The sequence below is a fragment of the Sphingobacterium sp. SYP-B4668 genome, assembly GCF_027627455.1.
In the GTDB taxonomy this organism is placed as follows: Bacteria; Bacteroidota; Bacteroidia; order Sphingobacteriales; family Sphingobacteriaceae; genus Sphingobacterium.
Genome location: NZ_CP115483.1, coordinates 2,088,415 through 2,105,845, shown reverse-complemented (window position 1 = coordinate 2,105,845; position 17,431 = coordinate 2,088,415). Strand labels below are relative to the sequence as shown.

Annotated in this window: 13 protein-coding genes and 2 tRNA genes; 8 read left to right on the top strand and 7 right to left on the bottom strand. The window is 42.0% G+C overall.

Annotation, left to right across the window (positions count from 1 at the left end):
• Positions 1–136: 136 nt before the first annotated feature.
• A complete protein-coding gene (locus OQ289_RS08875) occupies positions 137–1,018 on the top strand; it encodes a cupin-like domain-containing protein (protein ID WP_270090368.1) in 882 nt (293 codons plus the stop codon).
• 3 nt (positions 1,019–1,021) lie between these two features.
• Positions 1,022–1,414: a YchJ family protein gene (locus tag OQ289_RS08870; RefSeq protein WP_052144106.1), complete on the top strand. Its 393-nt coding sequence runs from the start codon at positions 1,022–1,024 to the stop codon at positions 1,412–1,414.
• A gap of 74 nt (positions 1,415–1,488) precedes the next feature.
• Here OQ289_RS08870 and OQ289_RS08865 read toward each other — a convergent pair whose 3' ends face one another.
• A complete protein-coding gene (locus OQ289_RS08865; RefSeq protein ID WP_270090366.1) occupies positions 1,489–3,492 on the bottom strand; it encodes a M13 family metallopeptidase in 2,004 nt (667 codons plus the stop codon).
• A gap of 197 nt (positions 3,493–3,689) precedes the next feature.
• Between OQ289_RS08865 and OQ289_RS08860 the strand changes: the two genes are divergently transcribed.
• The 6 genes from OQ289_RS08860 (at position 3,690) to OQ289_RS08835 (ending at position 8,146) form a co-directional block, all read left to right on the top strand.
• Positions 3,690–4,343 (top strand): YgjP-like metallopeptidase domain-containing protein, encoded by a 654-nt coding sequence (locus tag OQ289_RS08860; RefSeq protein ID WP_270090365.1) that lies wholly within the window; start codon positions 3,690–3,692, stop codon positions 4,341–4,343.
• Entirely contained in the window at positions 4,318–4,686 is a 369-nt protein-coding gene (locus tag OQ289_RS08855) for a hypothetical protein (RefSeq protein ID WP_033564510.1), read from the top strand. The genes OQ289_RS08860 and OQ289_RS08855 overlap by 26 nt, the downstream gene beginning before the upstream one ends.
• 6 nt (positions 4,687–4,692) lie before the next feature.
• Entirely contained in the window at positions 4,693–5,877 is a 1,185-nt protein-coding gene (locus tag OQ289_RS08850; RefSeq protein ID WP_270090364.1) for an oxygenase MpaB family protein, read from the top strand.
• A gap of 142 nt (positions 5,878–6,019) precedes the next feature.
• Positions 6,020–6,092: transfer RNA gene (locus OQ289_RS08845), tRNA-Gly, on the top strand.
• 13 nt (positions 6,093–6,105) lie between these two features.
• Positions 6,106–6,190: transfer RNA gene (locus tag OQ289_RS08840), tRNA-Leu, on the top strand.
• Between the two features lie 714 nt (positions 6,191–6,904).
• Positions 6,905–8,146: an ROK family transcriptional regulator gene (locus tag OQ289_RS08835; protein ID WP_270090363.1), complete on the top strand. Its 1,242-nt coding sequence runs from the start codon at positions 6,905–6,907 to the stop codon at positions 8,144–8,146.
• Positions 8,147–8,152: 6 nt separating this feature from the next.
• On the opposite strand, the gene OQ289_RS08830 is transcribed toward OQ289_RS08835, so the two are convergent.
• The 6 genes from OQ289_RS08830 to OQ289_RS08805 form a co-directional block, all read right to left on the bottom strand.
• Complete coding sequence (locus OQ289_RS08830; protein WP_270090362.1) at positions 8,153–8,662, bottom strand: hypothetical protein; 510 nt, start codon at positions 8,660–8,662, stop codon at positions 8,153–8,155.
• A 110-nt stretch (positions 8,663–8,772) separates the two neighbouring features.
• Positions 8,773–8,931, bottom strand: coding sequence for a hypothetical protein (locus tag OQ289_RS08825; protein ID WP_270090361.1), 159 nt, complete (start codon positions 8,929–8,931; stop codon positions 8,773–8,775).
• A gap of 142 nt (positions 8,932–9,073) precedes the next feature.
• On the bottom strand, positions 9,074–10,435 hold the full coding sequence (locus OQ289_RS08820; protein ID WP_270090360.1) for an alpha amylase family protein: 1,362 nt from the start codon (positions 10,433–10,435) through the stop codon (positions 9,074–9,076).
• 67 nt (positions 10,436–10,502) lie between these two features.
• Complete coding sequence (locus tag OQ289_RS08815) at positions 10,503–12,173, bottom strand: DUF5018 domain-containing protein (RefSeq protein ID WP_270090359.1); 1,671 nt, start codon at positions 12,171–12,173, stop codon at positions 10,503–10,505.
• 39 nt (positions 12,174–12,212) lie between these two features.
• Positions 12,213–13,844 (bottom strand): RagB/SusD family nutrient uptake outer membrane protein, encoded by a 1,632-nt coding sequence (locus OQ289_RS08810; protein ID WP_033564503.1) that lies wholly within the window; start codon positions 13,842–13,844, stop codon positions 12,213–12,215.
• 30 nt (positions 13,845–13,874) lie between these two features.
• Positions 13,875–17,312, bottom strand: coding sequence for a TonB-dependent receptor (locus OQ289_RS08805; protein WP_270090358.1), 3,438 nt, complete (start codon positions 17,310–17,312; stop codon positions 13,875–13,877).
• Positions 17,313–17,431: the final 119 nt, after the last annotated feature.

Sequence of the window (17,431 nt, the reverse complement as noted above, 5' to 3'; positions counted from 1 at the left end):
CGTCGCTAATATTTCGTGTGTATACCCTATAATAACGTCTATCTTAATCCTATGGTTTGAGATTCGTACGATATGATAATAGCATGACATTCATAAATTATTCCTAAATTAGAGTTTAAAAAAACAACTAGCTAGTATGAAGTTATCAGGAGTGGATACCGTCGAAAAAATCAGTAAACAATACTTTGTTGACCATTATTTCAAACCTCAAAAACCGGTGCTCATCAAGGGATTTGCCAAGCAGTGGGAAGCATACAACAAATGGAACTTCGACTACATCTACGAGCAAGTCGGAGAGCAAGTGGTTGGACTTTATGAAAACAAACCTGCTGATGCTAAAAAAAGTACCGACGCCCCTGTGCAAAAAATGCGCTTCAAAGACTATCTCACCTTGATACGTACCCAACCTTCAGACTTACGTATTTTCTTTTATATCATTACCGACAAACTTCCCGCTCTACTCAAGAACTTCGCTTATCCTGACCTTGGCATCAAATTTTTCAAACGCATCCCGACGCTATTTTTTGGAGGAAGTGAAGCACGGGTATTGATGCACTATGATATCGATTTGGGGGATTTCATGCATATACACTTTGAAGGAAAAAAGCGTATACTTCTCTTTGACCAAACCCAATCGGACCTCTTATATAAAGTCCCTATGTCTGTCCATACCATTTACGACGTAGATTATGAAAACCCCGATTATGAACGATTTCCAGCACTACGATATACAGAGGGCTACGAAATCTTTATGGAACACGGAGATGCACTTTATATTCCTGGTGGATATTGGCATTTTAATCGCTATTTGGAACCCGGATTCTCCCTTTCGCTAAGAGCACTGCCTAATAAGCCACTTCGTTTCTTCAACATGTTATATCAAGTTTTTGTCATGCGTTACAGCGACAAATTGATGCGCAAGCTTGGAAAGCAAAAATGGGTGGACCATAAACAACGATGGGCCCACAAAAGAGGAAAAAAAGCATTGGAAAAACATTTGACGACCTTAACAAAATAACTAATGGAAATATTGCTATGCCCTTGCGGCAGTGGAGAAAATTATCAACACTGCTGTGCTCAGGTTCATGAAGATTTGACAAAAGCTACATCACCTGAAAAAATCATGCGGGCTCGATACACGGCATTTACAATGAGCCTCATTGATTTCCTATACGAGACCTTTCATCCTGAGACGCGAATCTATCAGGACAAAAACGAAATCAAGCAATGGGCCAAAGAGAACAAATGGATAAAACTGGAAATAACCCGTTGCACGCCCAATTCGGTCGAATTCAAGGCACACTACATCAATATTGATGGAGAAGAATCCGTGCATCACGAACGATCTATATTTAGACAATGGGAAGGTTGTTGGTATTATCTAGACGGAAGCCTCTTACATGAGCACGCTTAATAAAAAATGCCCCCAGAAAGTGTCTAACTTTTGGGGGCAATGCATTTAGGCAGACTTTTTAAATTCACCTGATACTACCAGATGACGATTCGATTTTCTTTTGGAACATACATCTTATCCCCTGGCTTCGTTTGAAATGCTTCATGGAAACCGTCAAGATTGATGATAGGTGCAAATGCACGGTATTGCGCTGGAGAATGCGGATCTGTTTTCACCTGATTAATCACAAACTTATCCGTAGTCTTGGTTCTCCAAATCGTAGCCCATGACAAGAAAAAGCGTTGTTCTTGTGTAAATCCATCAATCAGCCCTGGATCACCTTTATCTTTCAGATACATTTTCAAAGCGTCGAATGCCACGGAAGAGCCTCCCAAATCTCCAATATTTTCGCCCAACGTAAAGCGTCCATTGACGAATACCCCTGGGACAGGCTCATAGGCCTCAAATTGTTTAACCAATGCGTCTGCAGAGGCGTCAAACTTCTCCTTATCCTCTTCAGTCCACCAATTGTTCAGATTACCATTGCCATCGTATTGGGCTCCAGAATCGTCAAATCCATGCGACAATTCATGACCAATTACCGCACCGATACCCCCAAAGTTAATCGCTGCATCGGCTCTATAATCATAGAAAGGTGGTTGAAGAATAGCCGCTGGAAAAACGATTTCATTAAATAACGGACTGTAGTAAGCATTTACAGTCTGTGGAGTCATCCCCCACTCCGACTTATCGACAGGTTTGCCTTGCTTAGCCATATTTTCTTCAAATGCCCATTTATTTACTTGATGTACATTCTCGAAAAGTGAAGTTCCGATTGTCAACTTCGAATAATCTTTCCACTTATCAGGGTACCCAATTTTAACATTAAACTTCGACAGTTTTTCAAGCGCCTTCTCTTTAGTCGCTGGTGACATCCAAGCCAGCTGCTGAATATGTACTTCGAAGGACTTAATCAAGTATTTGACCATTTCCTCAGCTGCAGATTTCGCTTGCGGAGGAAAATTATCTTTCACATACAACTTACCCAACAAATCACCCACGCGATCGTTTACAAACGCCAACCCTCTTTTATCCAGGGCACGTTGTTCTTCTTGTCCATTCAGCTTTTTGCCCCAAAACTCAAAGGACAATTTATCCAAATCCGCAGTCAATAGAGTAGCCGCATCATTCATCACGTTGAAACGCAATAATTCTTTGATCTGTGTTAGATTCTGAGGCTTTAGAATTTGGTCCATTTCTTGAAAATACTTCAACTCCGAAATGATTACCGTGTCTGCCTGGAAGCCTAGGTCACGCATGTATTTGGCAAGATCGATATTTTTGACCATCTTTTTAAGGTCATTGACCGCCACAGGATTGTACCGTTTTTGCGCATCACGAGACTCTTCGATTGTCTTCAATTTAGTTGCGATTTCCTTTTCAAAAGCCACCAACTTGGGCCCTTTCAAATCTCTAGTCTTTTGACCAACAGCACTGTTAAGCGCCGATACATAGGCCGAATAATCAGCCAATGTTTGTGTATTCTTCTCGTCCACCTTTTGATAGTACGAGCGTCCTAAACCAAGACTTGCCGCACCAAGATAAATAGCATTCATCTTACTATTCTTCATATGGGCGTACACATAGGCTCCAAAAAATGGATTTCCCCCCTCCGGTGCCACTTCCACTAAATACTTGTAGAGATCATCAAAGTTTTGAATGGCATCTATTTTTGCTAAATACGGTTTTATAGGTTCGATACCTTTTGCATTACGAGCATCAAAGTCTACATATGAGCGATACAGATCTGCGATTTTCTGACCATCTGTCCCCTGCTCAAACTTCTCCCCCAGAGACTCCTTTAGAATCTTTAGCGTAGCCTCATCCGTATTTTCACGAAGCTCATCGAATGACCCCCATCTGGCTTTATCAGCTGGGATTTTAACGGTTTTCATCCAATTGCCGTTCACATAATTATAAAAATCATCTTGAGGTCGGACAGCATTGTCCATAAAGTCGGGATTGATTGCCTTCGGCGTTTGTCCAAGAGCTATTCCCGCTCCCATCATCAACACAGCAACAGCTACATGCTTCTTCATATGCTATAATTTGTTTAAATGGAATATCTGGATATATGTGGGATACTCCCACATATATCCAGATATTGTAAAAAATAGTTGTTCAGACAAACTTACTAAAACTTTGACACAATAAAAGTGATCAAATTCAAAAAAAAACACATCCTCTATTTGCTCAAAAACATAACTTTATTTTATTAATATTAACTTCGCTTACCGTGAGAATAGAAATTGATGGATTTTGGTATGAGTGGGTAATCTCTACCCAACAGGAGTTCAAGGTTTTGGAATCTTCTGAACACCTCATTCGTATCCAAGTACCTGCTGATGCAGATGAATCATTGGTTAGGAGCTTTATCCAATTAAACGGCACCGTACTTCGCAAACGGAATGTACAAAAAGAGCAGCCCGAGATTCAAATGCTAACGCTCTTTGACACCTCCTATTTCATCTATTTGGAGACTTCCCTTTCCCAAGCCTATATAAAAGGTAGTCGAATTTACGTCCCCCATCACTCCAAGCAACTATCTACTCGTAAAATAGCAGCACTAAAAAAGCATTTACTACTGACGGAGTTATCTCATCAGATTGGACATTGGGAAGAGCAATTGGGTATGCTATGTGGAAATATCGTCGTAAAAAAACTGAAAGACAAATGGTACACCACCAATACTAGTACCGCAGATATTAGCTTTTCAATCCTACTGGCCAATCAGAGCCACGCCCGACTACGCTACATCACGCTACGTTCCCTACTGGACACCACAACTATGGACACCAGCTCCAAACAAGCGCTGTTAACCCAACATATTCCCAATCATTTTGCAATTGCTGACGAACTCTCTTATGAACAATCAAAATCTAACACTTAGCATCACCTTGGCCACCGGAGATATCGCACGAATCACGAATGCTCCTCAAGAACTTTTGACTATGATACCATCTGACCAGTGGGATACCATCCAAGATCTTATCGTCGGTGCACTAGACGACCAAGACGGCTCACCGCAATTGGACGAAGTAGAAATAGGCAATCTGGAATATCATGAGAACATACATCAAGGTACTTTTCGGATGTTTTTCTTAATCCATCGACGTTTTTGCTGCAGTGAGCAAGTCTCTTGGGCAAAAGACTACGTGGATTGGACATTCAGTATTCAACAAGATAAACTCCTTGCTACTGCCGCCTATTTTAATTGGACACTTGATAATTAGCAACACATGATACCGCCTCTCCGTTACAGACTAAATACTTCATCATTTGCCCATTACTGGTCTCAGGGGATAGGTGCTACACTTTTGAAGAAGCTCCCACACACGCCAGACCTAGCACAAGCAGACCAATTCATCCCCTTACTTTTGCAGGGAGATGATGTGGGCGATGCCCTTATCAAAGGATTACATCAAATAGTCGGATTCAAGCAGGGCAATATCTTGACATTTCAGTATCTAAAAGACCCCTCCACTGTTGCTGCCCCCCACCGACAGCTACTTGACCAGTTCTTTTCGTCCTTTGAAACCAAGCCCGATTGGATAGATAAGCAAAAACTAGATATTGGCGCCCAGCTGAGTAGACGCCCCGGTATTAGCGCTCTTATCGTATTACGAGACTATTGCCTAATGGGTGGGTATGAATCTTCCGCCATTAATAAGCCCCTAATTTATACCGGAGCCCTCAAAAAAGGGGCAGTCAAACGTTTGACCGATACGGTAGATTTCTGGGTCAATATTACACGTGAAGGAGCTTTCCAATCAGAAGGGGAAGGCTTTAAGAATGTCATTACTACGCGCTTGATCCATGCATATGCAAGAGTCAACATTCTTCAATCTACAGATTGGGAAAGTCATAAATGGGGCTTGCCCATCAACACTTGGGATCTGCTGGCCACCAATCTTGGGTTTTCACTAGTTTTCATCGTTGGTCTCCGACGTATGGGAATCCGGCCTTCCGAAGCAGAAATAGAGGGACTCTTTCACCTCTGGAAGTATATCGGTTACCTGATCGGGATACCAATCGAGCTCCTGCCCAATAATGAGCAGGAAGCTATCGAATCGCTCTATTATTGGACCATGACACAAGCCGATGGCGACAACGATTCCAAATACTTGGCCAAAGCTTTAATGGAAGAGCCCTATCTAGCCTCCTACCCACCACACAGGATTGGACGATTATTGATGAAAGAGATACACCTTTATTATAATCAGTATTTATTAGGTAACTATTCTTGCAACCTATTGGGTCTTCGAGATACCCTAATCGGTAAAGTTGCATATGCTAATATTTTAAAGAATAAATCAGACGAAAAGAAGATACATCAGCCCTATCAACGGGAGCTACTGATCAAAAAAGGAGGCGATGCACAGGCAAAAGTAAAAGCCATATATCTCAAATATAATAATCATTAAAAATGTTAAAATTTATCTTCCACAAATTGAGCACATTAGTCTACAAGGCATGTTTTTTTGATAAATAAATTTTGGATTTACATTTTTCTCTCTATATTTGCATCACCAAAACGGAAAGAGATACACACTCCGAACGTTAAAAGCGAAAGTAGCTCAGTTGGTAGAGCACAACCTTGCCAAGGTTGGGGTCGCGAGTTCGAATCTCGTCTTTCGCTCCGCAAATCACCTGCCTAGGTGGTGGAACTGGTAGACACGCAGGACTTAAAATCCTGTTCCCGTTAAGGGAGTGCGGGTTCGATTCCCGCCCTAGGTACAGCAAAAACCGCTTCGGATTCATCTGACAGCGGTTTTTCTGTTTTAAAGCCAAAATCGGCACCTACATGGGTGCGTTGATGAAACGGAGTATGTCGAATTCTTCACGAGGTAATCAATATTTCAAAAAAAAACCGCTTCATTTCTGAAAGCGGCTTCTTTTGATAAGTGCATTCCCCAATACCTTATCGCCCGGTCCCCTCTACATGTTTTTCATTTAATATATCTTATTTACTCTAGAATGGTCTACTTAATTCACGACGACGGAGTCACTTTTTTATCTCTTTAAGCCTAGGTATTCCCCTCCTATTTGCTAACCGATTAGTCATTTTGATTTTTTTCCATAAAATATTGCGCAAATAGATAGATTAAGCTGCTAACGCAGAACAGACATATGATTCCGAATACAATCAAGAGTACATTCATAATGGTTATTTTCAGTTAACAAATGGATTTTTGACACACATCTTCCTAAAATGCGCGACCCTTATATATAATAATACAAAGTAAAATCAATTTTGTTTTGATAATTATATAAATTTCCTAAAAACATATCCAAAAGCTAATACCGTATCCAAATTATGATTAAATAGTATTGCCCCTATTTAATCATCTCACATAACCAACGCTAGGTATTAATATTCACCATCCATTCCAATCTTTTACGTATTTTTCTTGGTTTTTATCGGTATCATTGTGTAGTAAAAGAATTTGAATGAAGACAATTGTTGAGATACTTTCACCATTGAAAGAAGGAATAACCTTTAGTAATGCCGTACTATACAAAACTGCCCAACTTAAGCAGGATATAATTTTCTATTTAATAAAAAAAGAAAGAGCTACTATTGCCGAGCTCTCCCAACACACCAAGACCAGTATCCCCAAAATCAACGAGACTGTCAATGAGCTCATTCATGAGGGCATCATACTGGATCACGGAAAAATACTCAATGGTGTAGGCCGTAAGCCGAATATCTATGGTTTGAACCCAGACTGTGCCTACTTCCTCTCTGTAGAAGCGACTCGCCAACATATCAATATCGCCATTGTCAATTTTCTGGAGGAACCCATCCATACCCAGCGTGACATTCCATTTACACTGGAAAACACCGACGAATGTTTTGAAAGACTCTGCTCTATCATCGAAGAATTCCTGTCTATCCCAGATTTTGACCGTACCAAAACAATAGGTATGGGACTCAATCTTATCGGCCGTATCAATCAAAAATCAGGAAACAGTTATACCTACTTTAATTTTGAAAACCAACCCTTGAGCGAGGTATTAGAAAGCAGATTTCAAATTCCTGTATTTATCGAAAATGATACCCGTGCCATGGCATATGGCGAATATGCAAAAGGAGTTATCGAAGAAGAGAAAAACGTACTCTTCATCAACCTAGATGAGGGGATAGGGATGGGAATTATTATAGATGGTATCCTTTACTCTGGCAAGTCGGGTTTCGCAGGCGAATTTGGGCACATGCCTATTTTACACAACGATATCTTATGCCATTGCGGAAAAAAGGGCTGCCTAGAGACTGAAGCATCTGGACTCACGCTGATACAACAGACCAAGCACGCTATACGACAGGGTACAACCACTATCCTCACCGATCATATACATCATGTTGAAGATATCAAACTGGTCCATATTATAGACGCCGCATTACACGACGACATGCTGGCAATAGACCTTATTTCCAAAGCTGGGGAGCGAATAGGCAAAGGTCTTGCTATCTTACTCAACATATTCAATCCGGAGCTTGTAGTCCTCGGGGGTAGGGTCGCCCTTTCAGGTCCAATCGTACTCCTCCCCATTCTATCGGCTATCAATAAGTTTTCACCCAATTTGGTCAACGGAGATACACAGTTCAAGATGTCCAGCCTTGGGGAAGAAGCGGGCCTTATCGGTGGCGCCTTATTGGTGCGCAATAAGCTTTTGTCTATAGAACAATGATCTGAACTATCGCCTTTTAAAGACCGTATTCCCTGCATACTGCCGATTCACGACGACCAATAGCGAAGGGTGCAGCGTATAAGACAACTTATCGCCCTCTTCAATATGATAATCCAGCACGATATCCGCTCCCTGTTGCCAAAGGTGATCAGCTTTTATAACAGTCTTTTTATCAGTCACCTTTCCAATTATAGCCAGCACATATTCCTTGGCAAAATCAATAGAAGTTGGCGTTCTATCTTCCCCCATTACAGCAGCCATACCAAAGATACGATCAAATTCCTCCTGTGTATCGATTTTAAGCTCATCGATCTCCGTATTGTTGTACGTATTATTGACAAAGTATCGTTGTGCTTCTGTAAATGGTATCTCCACACCACCTTGGTATGGGGTCTCCGCCAAAGAATCCACCGCCGTACTATCCTGCTCCGTGGATGACCCTGAGTTACTATTAGACTGACATGATACGCCTATTAATGTGGCGCCCAACACTGTTGCAAAGATCCTGATTTTCATACACCTATAATTATTTCGTGAACCCATACTACTTATAAACCTAGCTAAAATATTAGATATTTACAAATCATCGCTTCTAGCAATTATTCATCTACGTACGCAACGCTTCCCTATTTAATTGGCATCTTACTATTAATAAATTCCCACTCACGGATATGCGCATTTTGATGTTCACGCTTGACGATATCATCCAATACTTGAAGTACAGCCGGATGTTGGGAAGCAACGTCGGTTTGTTCCTTAGGGTCATTTTTTAAATCGTACAGCATCCAAGGATAATTTAGCTTAAAATATCGAGAGACAAATATCTATAATAGAACAGCCTCACTTGTGTAAGTGAGGCTGCTCTATTATATGCGACCTTATCAGCTGCCGCTGCTGTATTATACATGGTACAACGGGCCAAAAGGATTATTCCAAGGACGCTTTTAATTCGTCATAAAGTTGCATATTAAACTGATTGGTCGTCGGATCGTCGATATGGACCAAATCAAACAACATAATACCTTTGGTTTGTTGCCTAATCATTTTTATAGCATCCTTCACGTTTTGCAAATTTACCCATTGCGTATTACCTATATCTATTGCACCGTAGTGGATATTAGCACCCTTCAACACCTTATTAGCACCATTTATCTGTCCTTGGACCGTCCACCACCCCGGTCCTGTCAAAGCCGCAGTATAATTGCCCGTCATAAACATATCCAGCAGTTCGGCATAGCCAGTATTTTTATACGTAGGCGTCGCCCAATTAAAGCCATCGGATGAAGGATCGTATGTATTACTCGCCCAATTTACCCCAACTCCATAATATGAATCATACCACGAACCTGCGTAGGAACAAAAGGCTAAATTAGGCTTTACTTCTTTAACCATTCCCCCTGCCTTACTTACAAAATCTCGTATCGTCTGCGCACGGAACTCCAACCAGCTATTAAATAATGGTCCTGTTTTCTGGGGAGTGACTGCCCCGTTTGTTACTCCCCACTGCTGGACAATATCTGTCCTCGAGACAGATGGCAATTTTGCCCATTTTCTAAAACCTTCGATGGAATAATCCGAAAAATCAGCGCTGATATCATAATAACGGCAATAATCCAATACAAAACCATCTACATCATAGTTCGAGATGACTTCCTTGATAAGAGAAAGCTCATAATTTTGCGCCAATGGCTGTAACGGATTTAACAAACCATATGCGTGTACATCCGTTATTTTCTTGACTTCACCCGTCACCGTCATTACCTGAGCCTGAATATCTGAAAAAGCATTATCCGTATATACTTTTCCCATAGGAGTGCCATAATAGTTCATACCTTCGGCAAATACGCTCATAGACACAAAGACTTTTAATCCCTTCTTTCGCCCCTCCACAATGGCATTCTGCAAATAGTCAAATTCTGCTTTTTGCGTATAGCCATTCCAAGTCTTTAGTTGTGTAGCTATCTTCGAATCGTAGTTGACTAATCCCGGTATACCTTTGACGTCAACCACTATTCCCTTAACGCCTATATCGGACAGTTTTTGAAAAACGGTAGCCATTCTCTCGGCCGTCCCCAATCTTGAAAAATTAGCGGCAGCTTCAATCCACACCACCACGGGAGCTTTTTCAAACAACTCCTTAATCACTTCATTGCCAGCACCAGGATCGACTGGTGTGACAGGCTTTTTTGCAGGAGGCAATAGGTCTCCCTGTGTACGTTCACAAGAAAAGGCCAAAATACAACACAGAGCGAGGATACCTGCGTAGTTTAATAATTGTTTAATATTCATATCCTTAAGTATAAAATAGTTATACAAGCAGATGAGGTAATCTAGGTTCCTCCATCTGCTTGTTTCATTAAAATGCGTTTAAATCAATACAATTAAGTTCGTATGCCACAACCCCTCCGTTTGTCACCAAAAAATACACGGTCATCGTATAGCCATCAGAAGACACAGCCCCTACAGCAACATCCCCTGTCACATTCAAGTTTGGTGAAGGACTGGCAACATATTCAGCAGACCCATCAAATGCGTGGAAAGCGGCATAGTCACTACTCGACGGTGATGTTGATATCTTCGAAGGATCGGTAACGTCAAAGATATGCAAAGCACTACTATAAGCACTTGCATCTATTACAGCTGCGTACTTGGCATTATTAAATTCAAAATACGTCATACCAGATATATAGCCCCTCGCAGCGGTGATGTAATCACTGCTGAAAGCATATTGGATAGATTTTGACGCCCAATTTGTATAATTGATGAAAGCTGGGGAATTTGAGCTGAAATAAAAGTCATCCGTAGGTAGTGGTCCCGTTGGCACCGCCTTGGCAACATACCCATACGGTTTTGGATAGGTCATCACTTCTGGATTTTGCGACACGAGGGCGCCGTCCTTTATCGTCCATTTCAATACGTTATTGGCTGAGCCTATTGTGCTACCATCTGTAGTGGTCATAATAATGGCATTGCTATTTAAATCACCATACACTGCCAATTTTCTACCGTAGAACGTACTACCCACGCTACTCCAGTCTGTTGTACGGGCTAATAATCTAGGCGTTGCAGTCACATCGTCCCAAACATAAAGCCCAACGTTATTGCCGGCATACAAGTTATTGATGCCTATAATTTTACCATTGACATCATTGGCCACAGCGTAAATACCATTTGCTCCACTAACATTCAAATTACCCGCTATCGTTCCTGTTTTACGGTTATAATATTTAATATTAGAGCCACCAAACCACTCATTCGAAGTCGGGAGAACAAAGTAATCACCACTAGTCGCAATGGATATTTGACGGTAATCCTCAAATCCCAAATCGCCGGATGACTTCGTCCAGAGTTTCCTTACCGTACCAAATCCCTTAGGCAATTTGACAGGTGTTCCAATTTCAACCGTATATTTTTTGATCGTTCCGTCATCTGCTGTTACCGTGTAGACAACAGGTTGACTATAATCGCGTACGACAGCGGGATCTGGAGATATCTTAGCATAATGAGATAGTTCGATTGTTGCGGTTTGATTGGTTATATCGACATTAGAATAGGGAATCATCACCTTATCATTTACGACCACTCCCATTATCTCGGCTTCTGCCAACTTGAACGAAATGATATCAGCTTTACTGCTTCTTTTCCGTATAGCCGTGATTTTATAAGTCTGTGTTTCTCCGTTTTGAGCCTTTAATGCAAATGTTTTGGGAACGGAAAGATTGACCAAACCAAAGGAAGGCATCATATAAGCACTATTAGGTATACTTCCAGTGATAATCAGACTGTCTAGGGATGTTTCAGTATAAGAGCCCTCGGGATAATACCATGGTATTTCAATAGTAAGATCACTACTATAAGGTTCAGGCTCTAGTGGCTTGAATCCTCCTGTACCATCCGTAAAATTAACCTGTACGGTAGTCAAGGTCTTTGCTTGGCTTTTTTCCAAAAATTGAGAATCTATCTTTGCGCAAGATGCCCCCATTATTACGCACACTGCTATGAATATGGGGTTTATTATTTTCTTCATCTGTTTACTTTTTTGTCAGGAGCTGATGAGTGTTTGGTCTCACCAACCTTGAATTTGTTTACAAGCCGGATTATTTATTAATTCGGATGACTGTATTGGGAATGAATAAAGTTTAGCCGGGAATTGACGCGGTGTGTCGTCACAACGTATATATGTATATCGGAATGAATTGGCCTCGCCTGTTATCTTTATGCCATGCACATACTTACCCGTAAGCGTACTTTCGGCATCCTTCCACCTTCTTAAGTCCCAATAATGCTGTCCTTCACCTGCCAACTCTATTGTACGCTCCTTTTTTATTTGAGCAAGTAAGCTCGCCCCACTTAGGTTCAATTCAGGTAATCCCACACGTCCTCGCACTTCTTTCAAGGCTTTGTTAGCATCCGTTATTTTGTCCAGATGGTAGGCAGCCTCAGCGAAGTTCAGATATACTTCTGCCAGTCGTATCTCTACCAAGGTTTGTGCACTTGCTATATTCACAAGATCGGCGTGGCCTTCATCAAGATTTTTTCGAAGAAAATATCCCGTTACCGAGGCTCCTCTATTACTCCCCCCAGCCGGTGGATAGGCTGTCCATCCATCACGCCCGTTGACAAATGTTTCTATCGTCCGACCCTTCCAAGTAGCGCCATTGTATAATACAGTCGCATGAAAACGTGGTTCAAGTGTTGCCCAAGGTGGTGTACTTGCAATGATGTCGCCATGCCATGCATCCCAGTTGACCTTCCCCCCACCTGCTTTTTCATACAGTTCAACTAATTCTTGAGTAGGCTGTACATCTCCTCCAAATTGATATAAATTGTCGTCCCCACCAGGACTAACAATAGCATCAAATGAGTGGGTTAGCTGAGGAAAACTATATCGAAATTCAAGTATAGCTTCTTTATTCCCATTAAAGTATGAGCCAAACGCACTTTGATAAGCCGGATTAAGGGAATAGGTATCTAATTCTTCCACTTCGACAGCTGCGTCATAGGCTGCTTGCCATCTTTGCGCATACAGCATCGCTCTCGATTGCATAGCATAAGCAGCCCCTTTGGTAATACGTCCGACATCCGTTGCTACTGCTTGTAGATTTTTAGCAGCGTAATCCAAATCTGCTTGCACGACATCCCATCCCTCCGCTTCTGTAGTTCGTGGATTGTTCGGTGTCGTTGTAAGCTCCGTCAGCGCAATCACACTTCCATGGTTTCTCATCAATAAAAAGTAGAGATAACCCCTAAAAAACCTAGCCTCTGCTGATAAATTGGTTTTAGCAGTAGCCGGCAGGCTGCTCTTCTCCAATCCCGTCAAAAATTCATTGATTAACCGGATATAGTAATAGGCATTACTCCAGATATCCAACGAATTTTGGTCTGGGGTAATTAAGCTTGGATTCGTAGCATAGATGTTGGCGCTTGCCCCATTCGACCCGATGGTACTTCCCGCCGTTTTCATGATATCGGTCAATCCATCCGTATACATATTTCCACCTATATAAGCGCTCCCAAACAAGCCGTAGTGGTTGAGGATGGGGTAAAATGAATTGACGTATAACTTCGCGTTGGTTTCGCTACTGAATGCAACGTTTTCAGAATATCTATCGGTCGGTTCAGGTAAGAGAAAATCATTACATGAGGTCCCCAATAACATTACCGTTATCGTGATTAAATAAATACTATATTTTTTCATCCTAATATTATTTGTCGTTTTACAAGGTATTTAGAAAGTAACGGACAGCCCCATGCTGTACGTCTTCTGTTGTGGATAATATCCGTTGCTGACACTAGGTGCTTCGGGATCTAGGTATTTAAACTCTGAAAACGTCAGCAGATTCATTCCCGCCAGATATATCTTGGCATTGGACAGTCCCCATCGTCCTCCTATTGATTTGGGTAGGTTATAGGCCAACTGCACATTTTTTAAACGTAAATACGCTCCACTCACAATCCACATAGATGACGCCCAATTATTATTTGGCCGCCATTGGTTATCTAACCTTGGATATTTGCCTAAAGGATTATCAGGGGTCCATGAATCTGCCACCAAATATTTAGGTGTATTACTCCTTCCATAGAAGGTACGCGTAAACTGCGTATCATCCCAGCCGATCCCATCATAATATCCCATTAAGGCATTGTCGCTTATTCCAACCCCTTGAATGAGGAAAGAGACATCGAAGTTCTTATAACTTGAATTGAAGTTGAAACTATAGTTTAACTCGGGTACGTGGCTACGACCAATGACTGCGACATCCTGTTCATAGGTTATCTTTCCATCACCATTTATATCCCTATACTTAATATCTCCCGCCCTGGCTGAGGTATTTACGACCGGTGACAACTTCGCCTCGGCATCACTTTGAAACAAGCCTTCTGCAAACAAGCCTGTTTTAGCGCCGATGGATTGCCCAATAAGGCTTTGATATTCTGGAATATCGATAGATTGGTCCATGCTCAAAATCCGGTTATGTGCCCAACTTACCGCTCCGGTTATTGAATATTTAAAATCATTTATTTGGTTCCGGTGATGCAGTTCCAGTTCAAATCCGCGATTATCAACTTTACCCGAATTTACAGTTGTTGGAAAATACCCTCCTATTGAAGGTGGGTACGTATTGCTGACACTGGTCAGAATATCCGTTGTCAACTTATAGAATCCGTTGAAGTCGGCACTTAACAACCCGTTCCATAGCGCTATGTTCAAACCTATATTGGTAGATTGGGCTTTTTCCCAGGTTAAATCTGTATTCGGATATGAAGTCGGCAGCATGCCGTTCACATTCGCCCCGCCCAAGTGAGCTACCGGTGCACCAGAAAGCGTCATAAAACGTAGATACTGATAAGCGCCTCCAGTGACATCATTACCCAATACACCATAGGATGCTGTAAGCTTTAAGCTAGATACGGCGGTATTTAGCCTTTTAAAGAATCCTTCTTCCGAAATACGCCAGCCCGCGGAAAACGAAGGAAAGAACCCGTATCTATTATTGGCCGGAAAATTGGTTGACGCATCGACACGGCCAGAGAATTCAGCTAGGTAACGATTATCATAGGTATAGTTTACCCGTCCTACATAGCCCAGTCTATTAGCAGTATTGTCGCTACCAGTAGGCTTATTGGGGTTGTCTTTCGCAAATCCAAATTGATCTAAATCCGTAAGATCAAAGTTTTGGGCAGACGCCCCTAGTCCAGTATTATTGTAACTAGATTGCTCGGCTACTATTAATGCATCAACAGAATGTTTCGTATTAAAAGTCTGTTTGTAGTTAATAAACTCCTGCATGGTCCATCGTCTGGACTGCGTATAGCTTTCACTAAGCATGGCCAATGTACCATATGGTGATGCCGTCTCATACAAAGTAGGGGTTGCATTGCTGGCATCTGCCGTCCAAAGGGTATAAGGTGTATAGAATGATTTGGTATGGTAATAATTCTTATCGAAGCTACCCACCGCTTTGAAAGATAGCCCTTTTAAAAAAGGGGCGTTATAGTTAAGCGTTAGGCTACTCTGTATACCGGTATTATCGTTATCATTATATCCCGAGAGGTCTCTAGCCGCTAACGGATTATTCCCGGGCAATAACGACGAACTCAGGTATCTCCCATCTGGTAATACTGTTTGGATATAAGGATGCGCAGAAATGATTTGATTCATCAGATTCGTCCCTACCGAATTACCATTTCCAGTGAAGTTGGATATCTGAGGGCTATTTGCCGCTGATACGTTTCCGGCAACGTCTAAAGAAACAGACAAGTCCTTGGTGACCGTTGCATCAATATTTGTCCTTAAGTTATATCGCTTAAAGTCCACTCCCTTTATGATACCCTGCTGATTCAAGTATCCCAATGAAGCAAAATATTTGACTGCACTTTGTCCCCCCCTCAAGGTCACGTTGTGCTGTGTAGTAGGTGTTGTAGATTTGAGTATCTCATTAGTCCAGTTGGTATTGCCATACACGCCCTCTGGGTCGCCATTAAATACTTTATCCACTACAGCATCCGGAAACGTTGGGCCTCGTCCATTTATTTCGTCGGCATAATTATACCAACTGACAAATTCTCGACCATTCAGATACTCCGGCATGCGTGTATTCGAACTTAGCGTGTAAGAGGCAGAATAAGTCAGTGAGGGTTTGCCCTCGGCACCACGTTTGGTCGTCACCAAGATAACACCTGTGGCCCCGCGAACCCCGTAGACTGCGGCTGATGCCGCATCTTTCAATATCGTGACCGATTCGATTTCTGCAGGATCAAGATTATTGAACGAGCGTTCGACACCATCCACTAATATCAAAGGGGAATTTCTATTTAACGAATTAAATCCCCGTATATACAGGTCTACTTGATCAGACCCCGGTAATCCGGAGGATTGGGTAGTCACCAATCCTGGCAATCGACCTACCAACGCCTGCGATAGGTTTGTTACCGGGACTTTGGATAATTGTTCGGCCTGTACCGAGGCCACCGACCCCAGCAAAGATGCACGCTTTTGCGTACCATACCCCACCACCACCACCTCATCCAATGCATCCACCTTCTCCTTCATTGTTATTGTATAATACCCTTGTGCACCGATAGTCTGGGTCTGCACTTCGAATCCCATGAGTTCAACAGTCAATACATCCCCTGTAGTAACATTCATCTGAAAATCTCCATTCTCATCTGTTGACATACTGGTCCCGCCTTTCACACTAACCGTCGCCCCGGCCAGCGCTATCCCCTTGCTGTCCACCACCTTCCCCTTGATGTTTTTCTGGGCTTCGATAATCGGAGCCTCCTTGGTCGTCCAAATAGGTGCTCGTTTGATGATGACCGCATTCTGTTCGATTACGAATGTGAGCGAAAGTGGCGTCAGTATACTATTGAGCCCCTTATCCAAGGGCACGTTATTGAGATTTAGTTCCGGTACCCGCAAGGTACTTACCACACCAGTCTCACTGATCACATCGTATTTCGTTTGTTTCTTGATCTCTTTCAAGACATCTGTGAGTTTGGTATTTCTCCCCTTCAATGTCAGCATTTGGGCATGAGTATGTGCATGTACTTGACAGAGGGTCGCTACCATAAATAATGTAATGAGTTTCATCACAATAAGGAATTTTAGGAGAGAAGTGCGTATAGGGTCTCCTTCTCTCTCATAATTAGAGGTTATTTTCATTATATTTGATTAGTAATAGGTTTTTACATTGAGAATACCTGTAAGTTGTTCAATGTAGAATATTGCGATACCGCTAGAGAAGCCTTCAACCTTCTCTAGCATATTTACATATTCTTTGA

What these genes read in the sequence shown, in the direction of transcription:
- OQ289_RS08825 (WP_270090361.1), bottom strand. Translation starts at nt 8,931, where the DNA reads ATGCTGTACGATTTAAAAAATGACCCTAAGGAACAAACCGACGTTGCT.
- OQ289_RS08870 (WP_052144106.1), top strand. Translation starts at nt 1,022, where the DNA reads ATGGAAATATTGCTATGCCCTTGCGGCAGTGGAGAAAATTATCAACAC.
- OQ289_RS08815 (WP_270090359.1), bottom strand. Translation starts at nt 12,173, where the DNA reads ATGAAGAAAATAATAAACCCCATATTCATAGCAGTGTGCGTAATAATG.
- OQ289_RS08835 (WP_270090363.1), top strand. Translation starts at nt 6,905, where the DNA reads ATGAAGACAATTGTTGAGATACTTTCACCATTGAAAGAAGGAATAACC.
- OQ289_RS08875 (WP_270090368.1), top strand. Translation starts at nt 137, where the DNA reads ATGAAGTTATCAGGAGTGGATACCGTCGAAAAAATCAGTAAACAATAC.
- OQ289_RS08805 (WP_270090358.1), bottom strand. Translation starts at nt 17,312, where the DNA reads ATGAAAATAACCTCTAATTATGAGAGAGAAGGAGACCCTATACGCACT.
- OQ289_RS08820 (WP_270090360.1), bottom strand. Translation starts at nt 10,435, where the DNA reads ATGAATATTAAACAATTATTAAACTACGCAGGTATCCTCGCTCTGTGT.
- OQ289_RS08865 (WP_270090366.1), bottom strand. Translation starts at nt 3,492, where the DNA reads ATGAAGAAGCATGTAGCTGTTGCTGTGTTGATGATGGGAGCGGGAATA.
- OQ289_RS08850 (WP_270090364.1), top strand. Translation starts at nt 4,693, where the DNA reads ATGATACCGCCTCTCCGTTACAGACTAAATACTTCATCATTTGCCCAT.
- OQ289_RS08830 (WP_270090362.1), bottom strand. Translation starts at nt 8,662, where the DNA reads ATGAAAATCAGGATCTTTGCAACAGTGTTGGGCGCCACATTAATAGGC.
- OQ289_RS08810 (WP_033564503.1), bottom strand. Translation starts at nt 13,844, where the DNA reads ATGAAAAAATATAGTATTTATTTAATCACGATAACGGTAATGTTATTG.
- OQ289_RS08855 (WP_033564510.1), top strand. Translation starts at nt 4,318, where the DNA reads ATGAACAATCAAAATCTAACACTTAGCATCACCTTGGCCACCGGAGAT.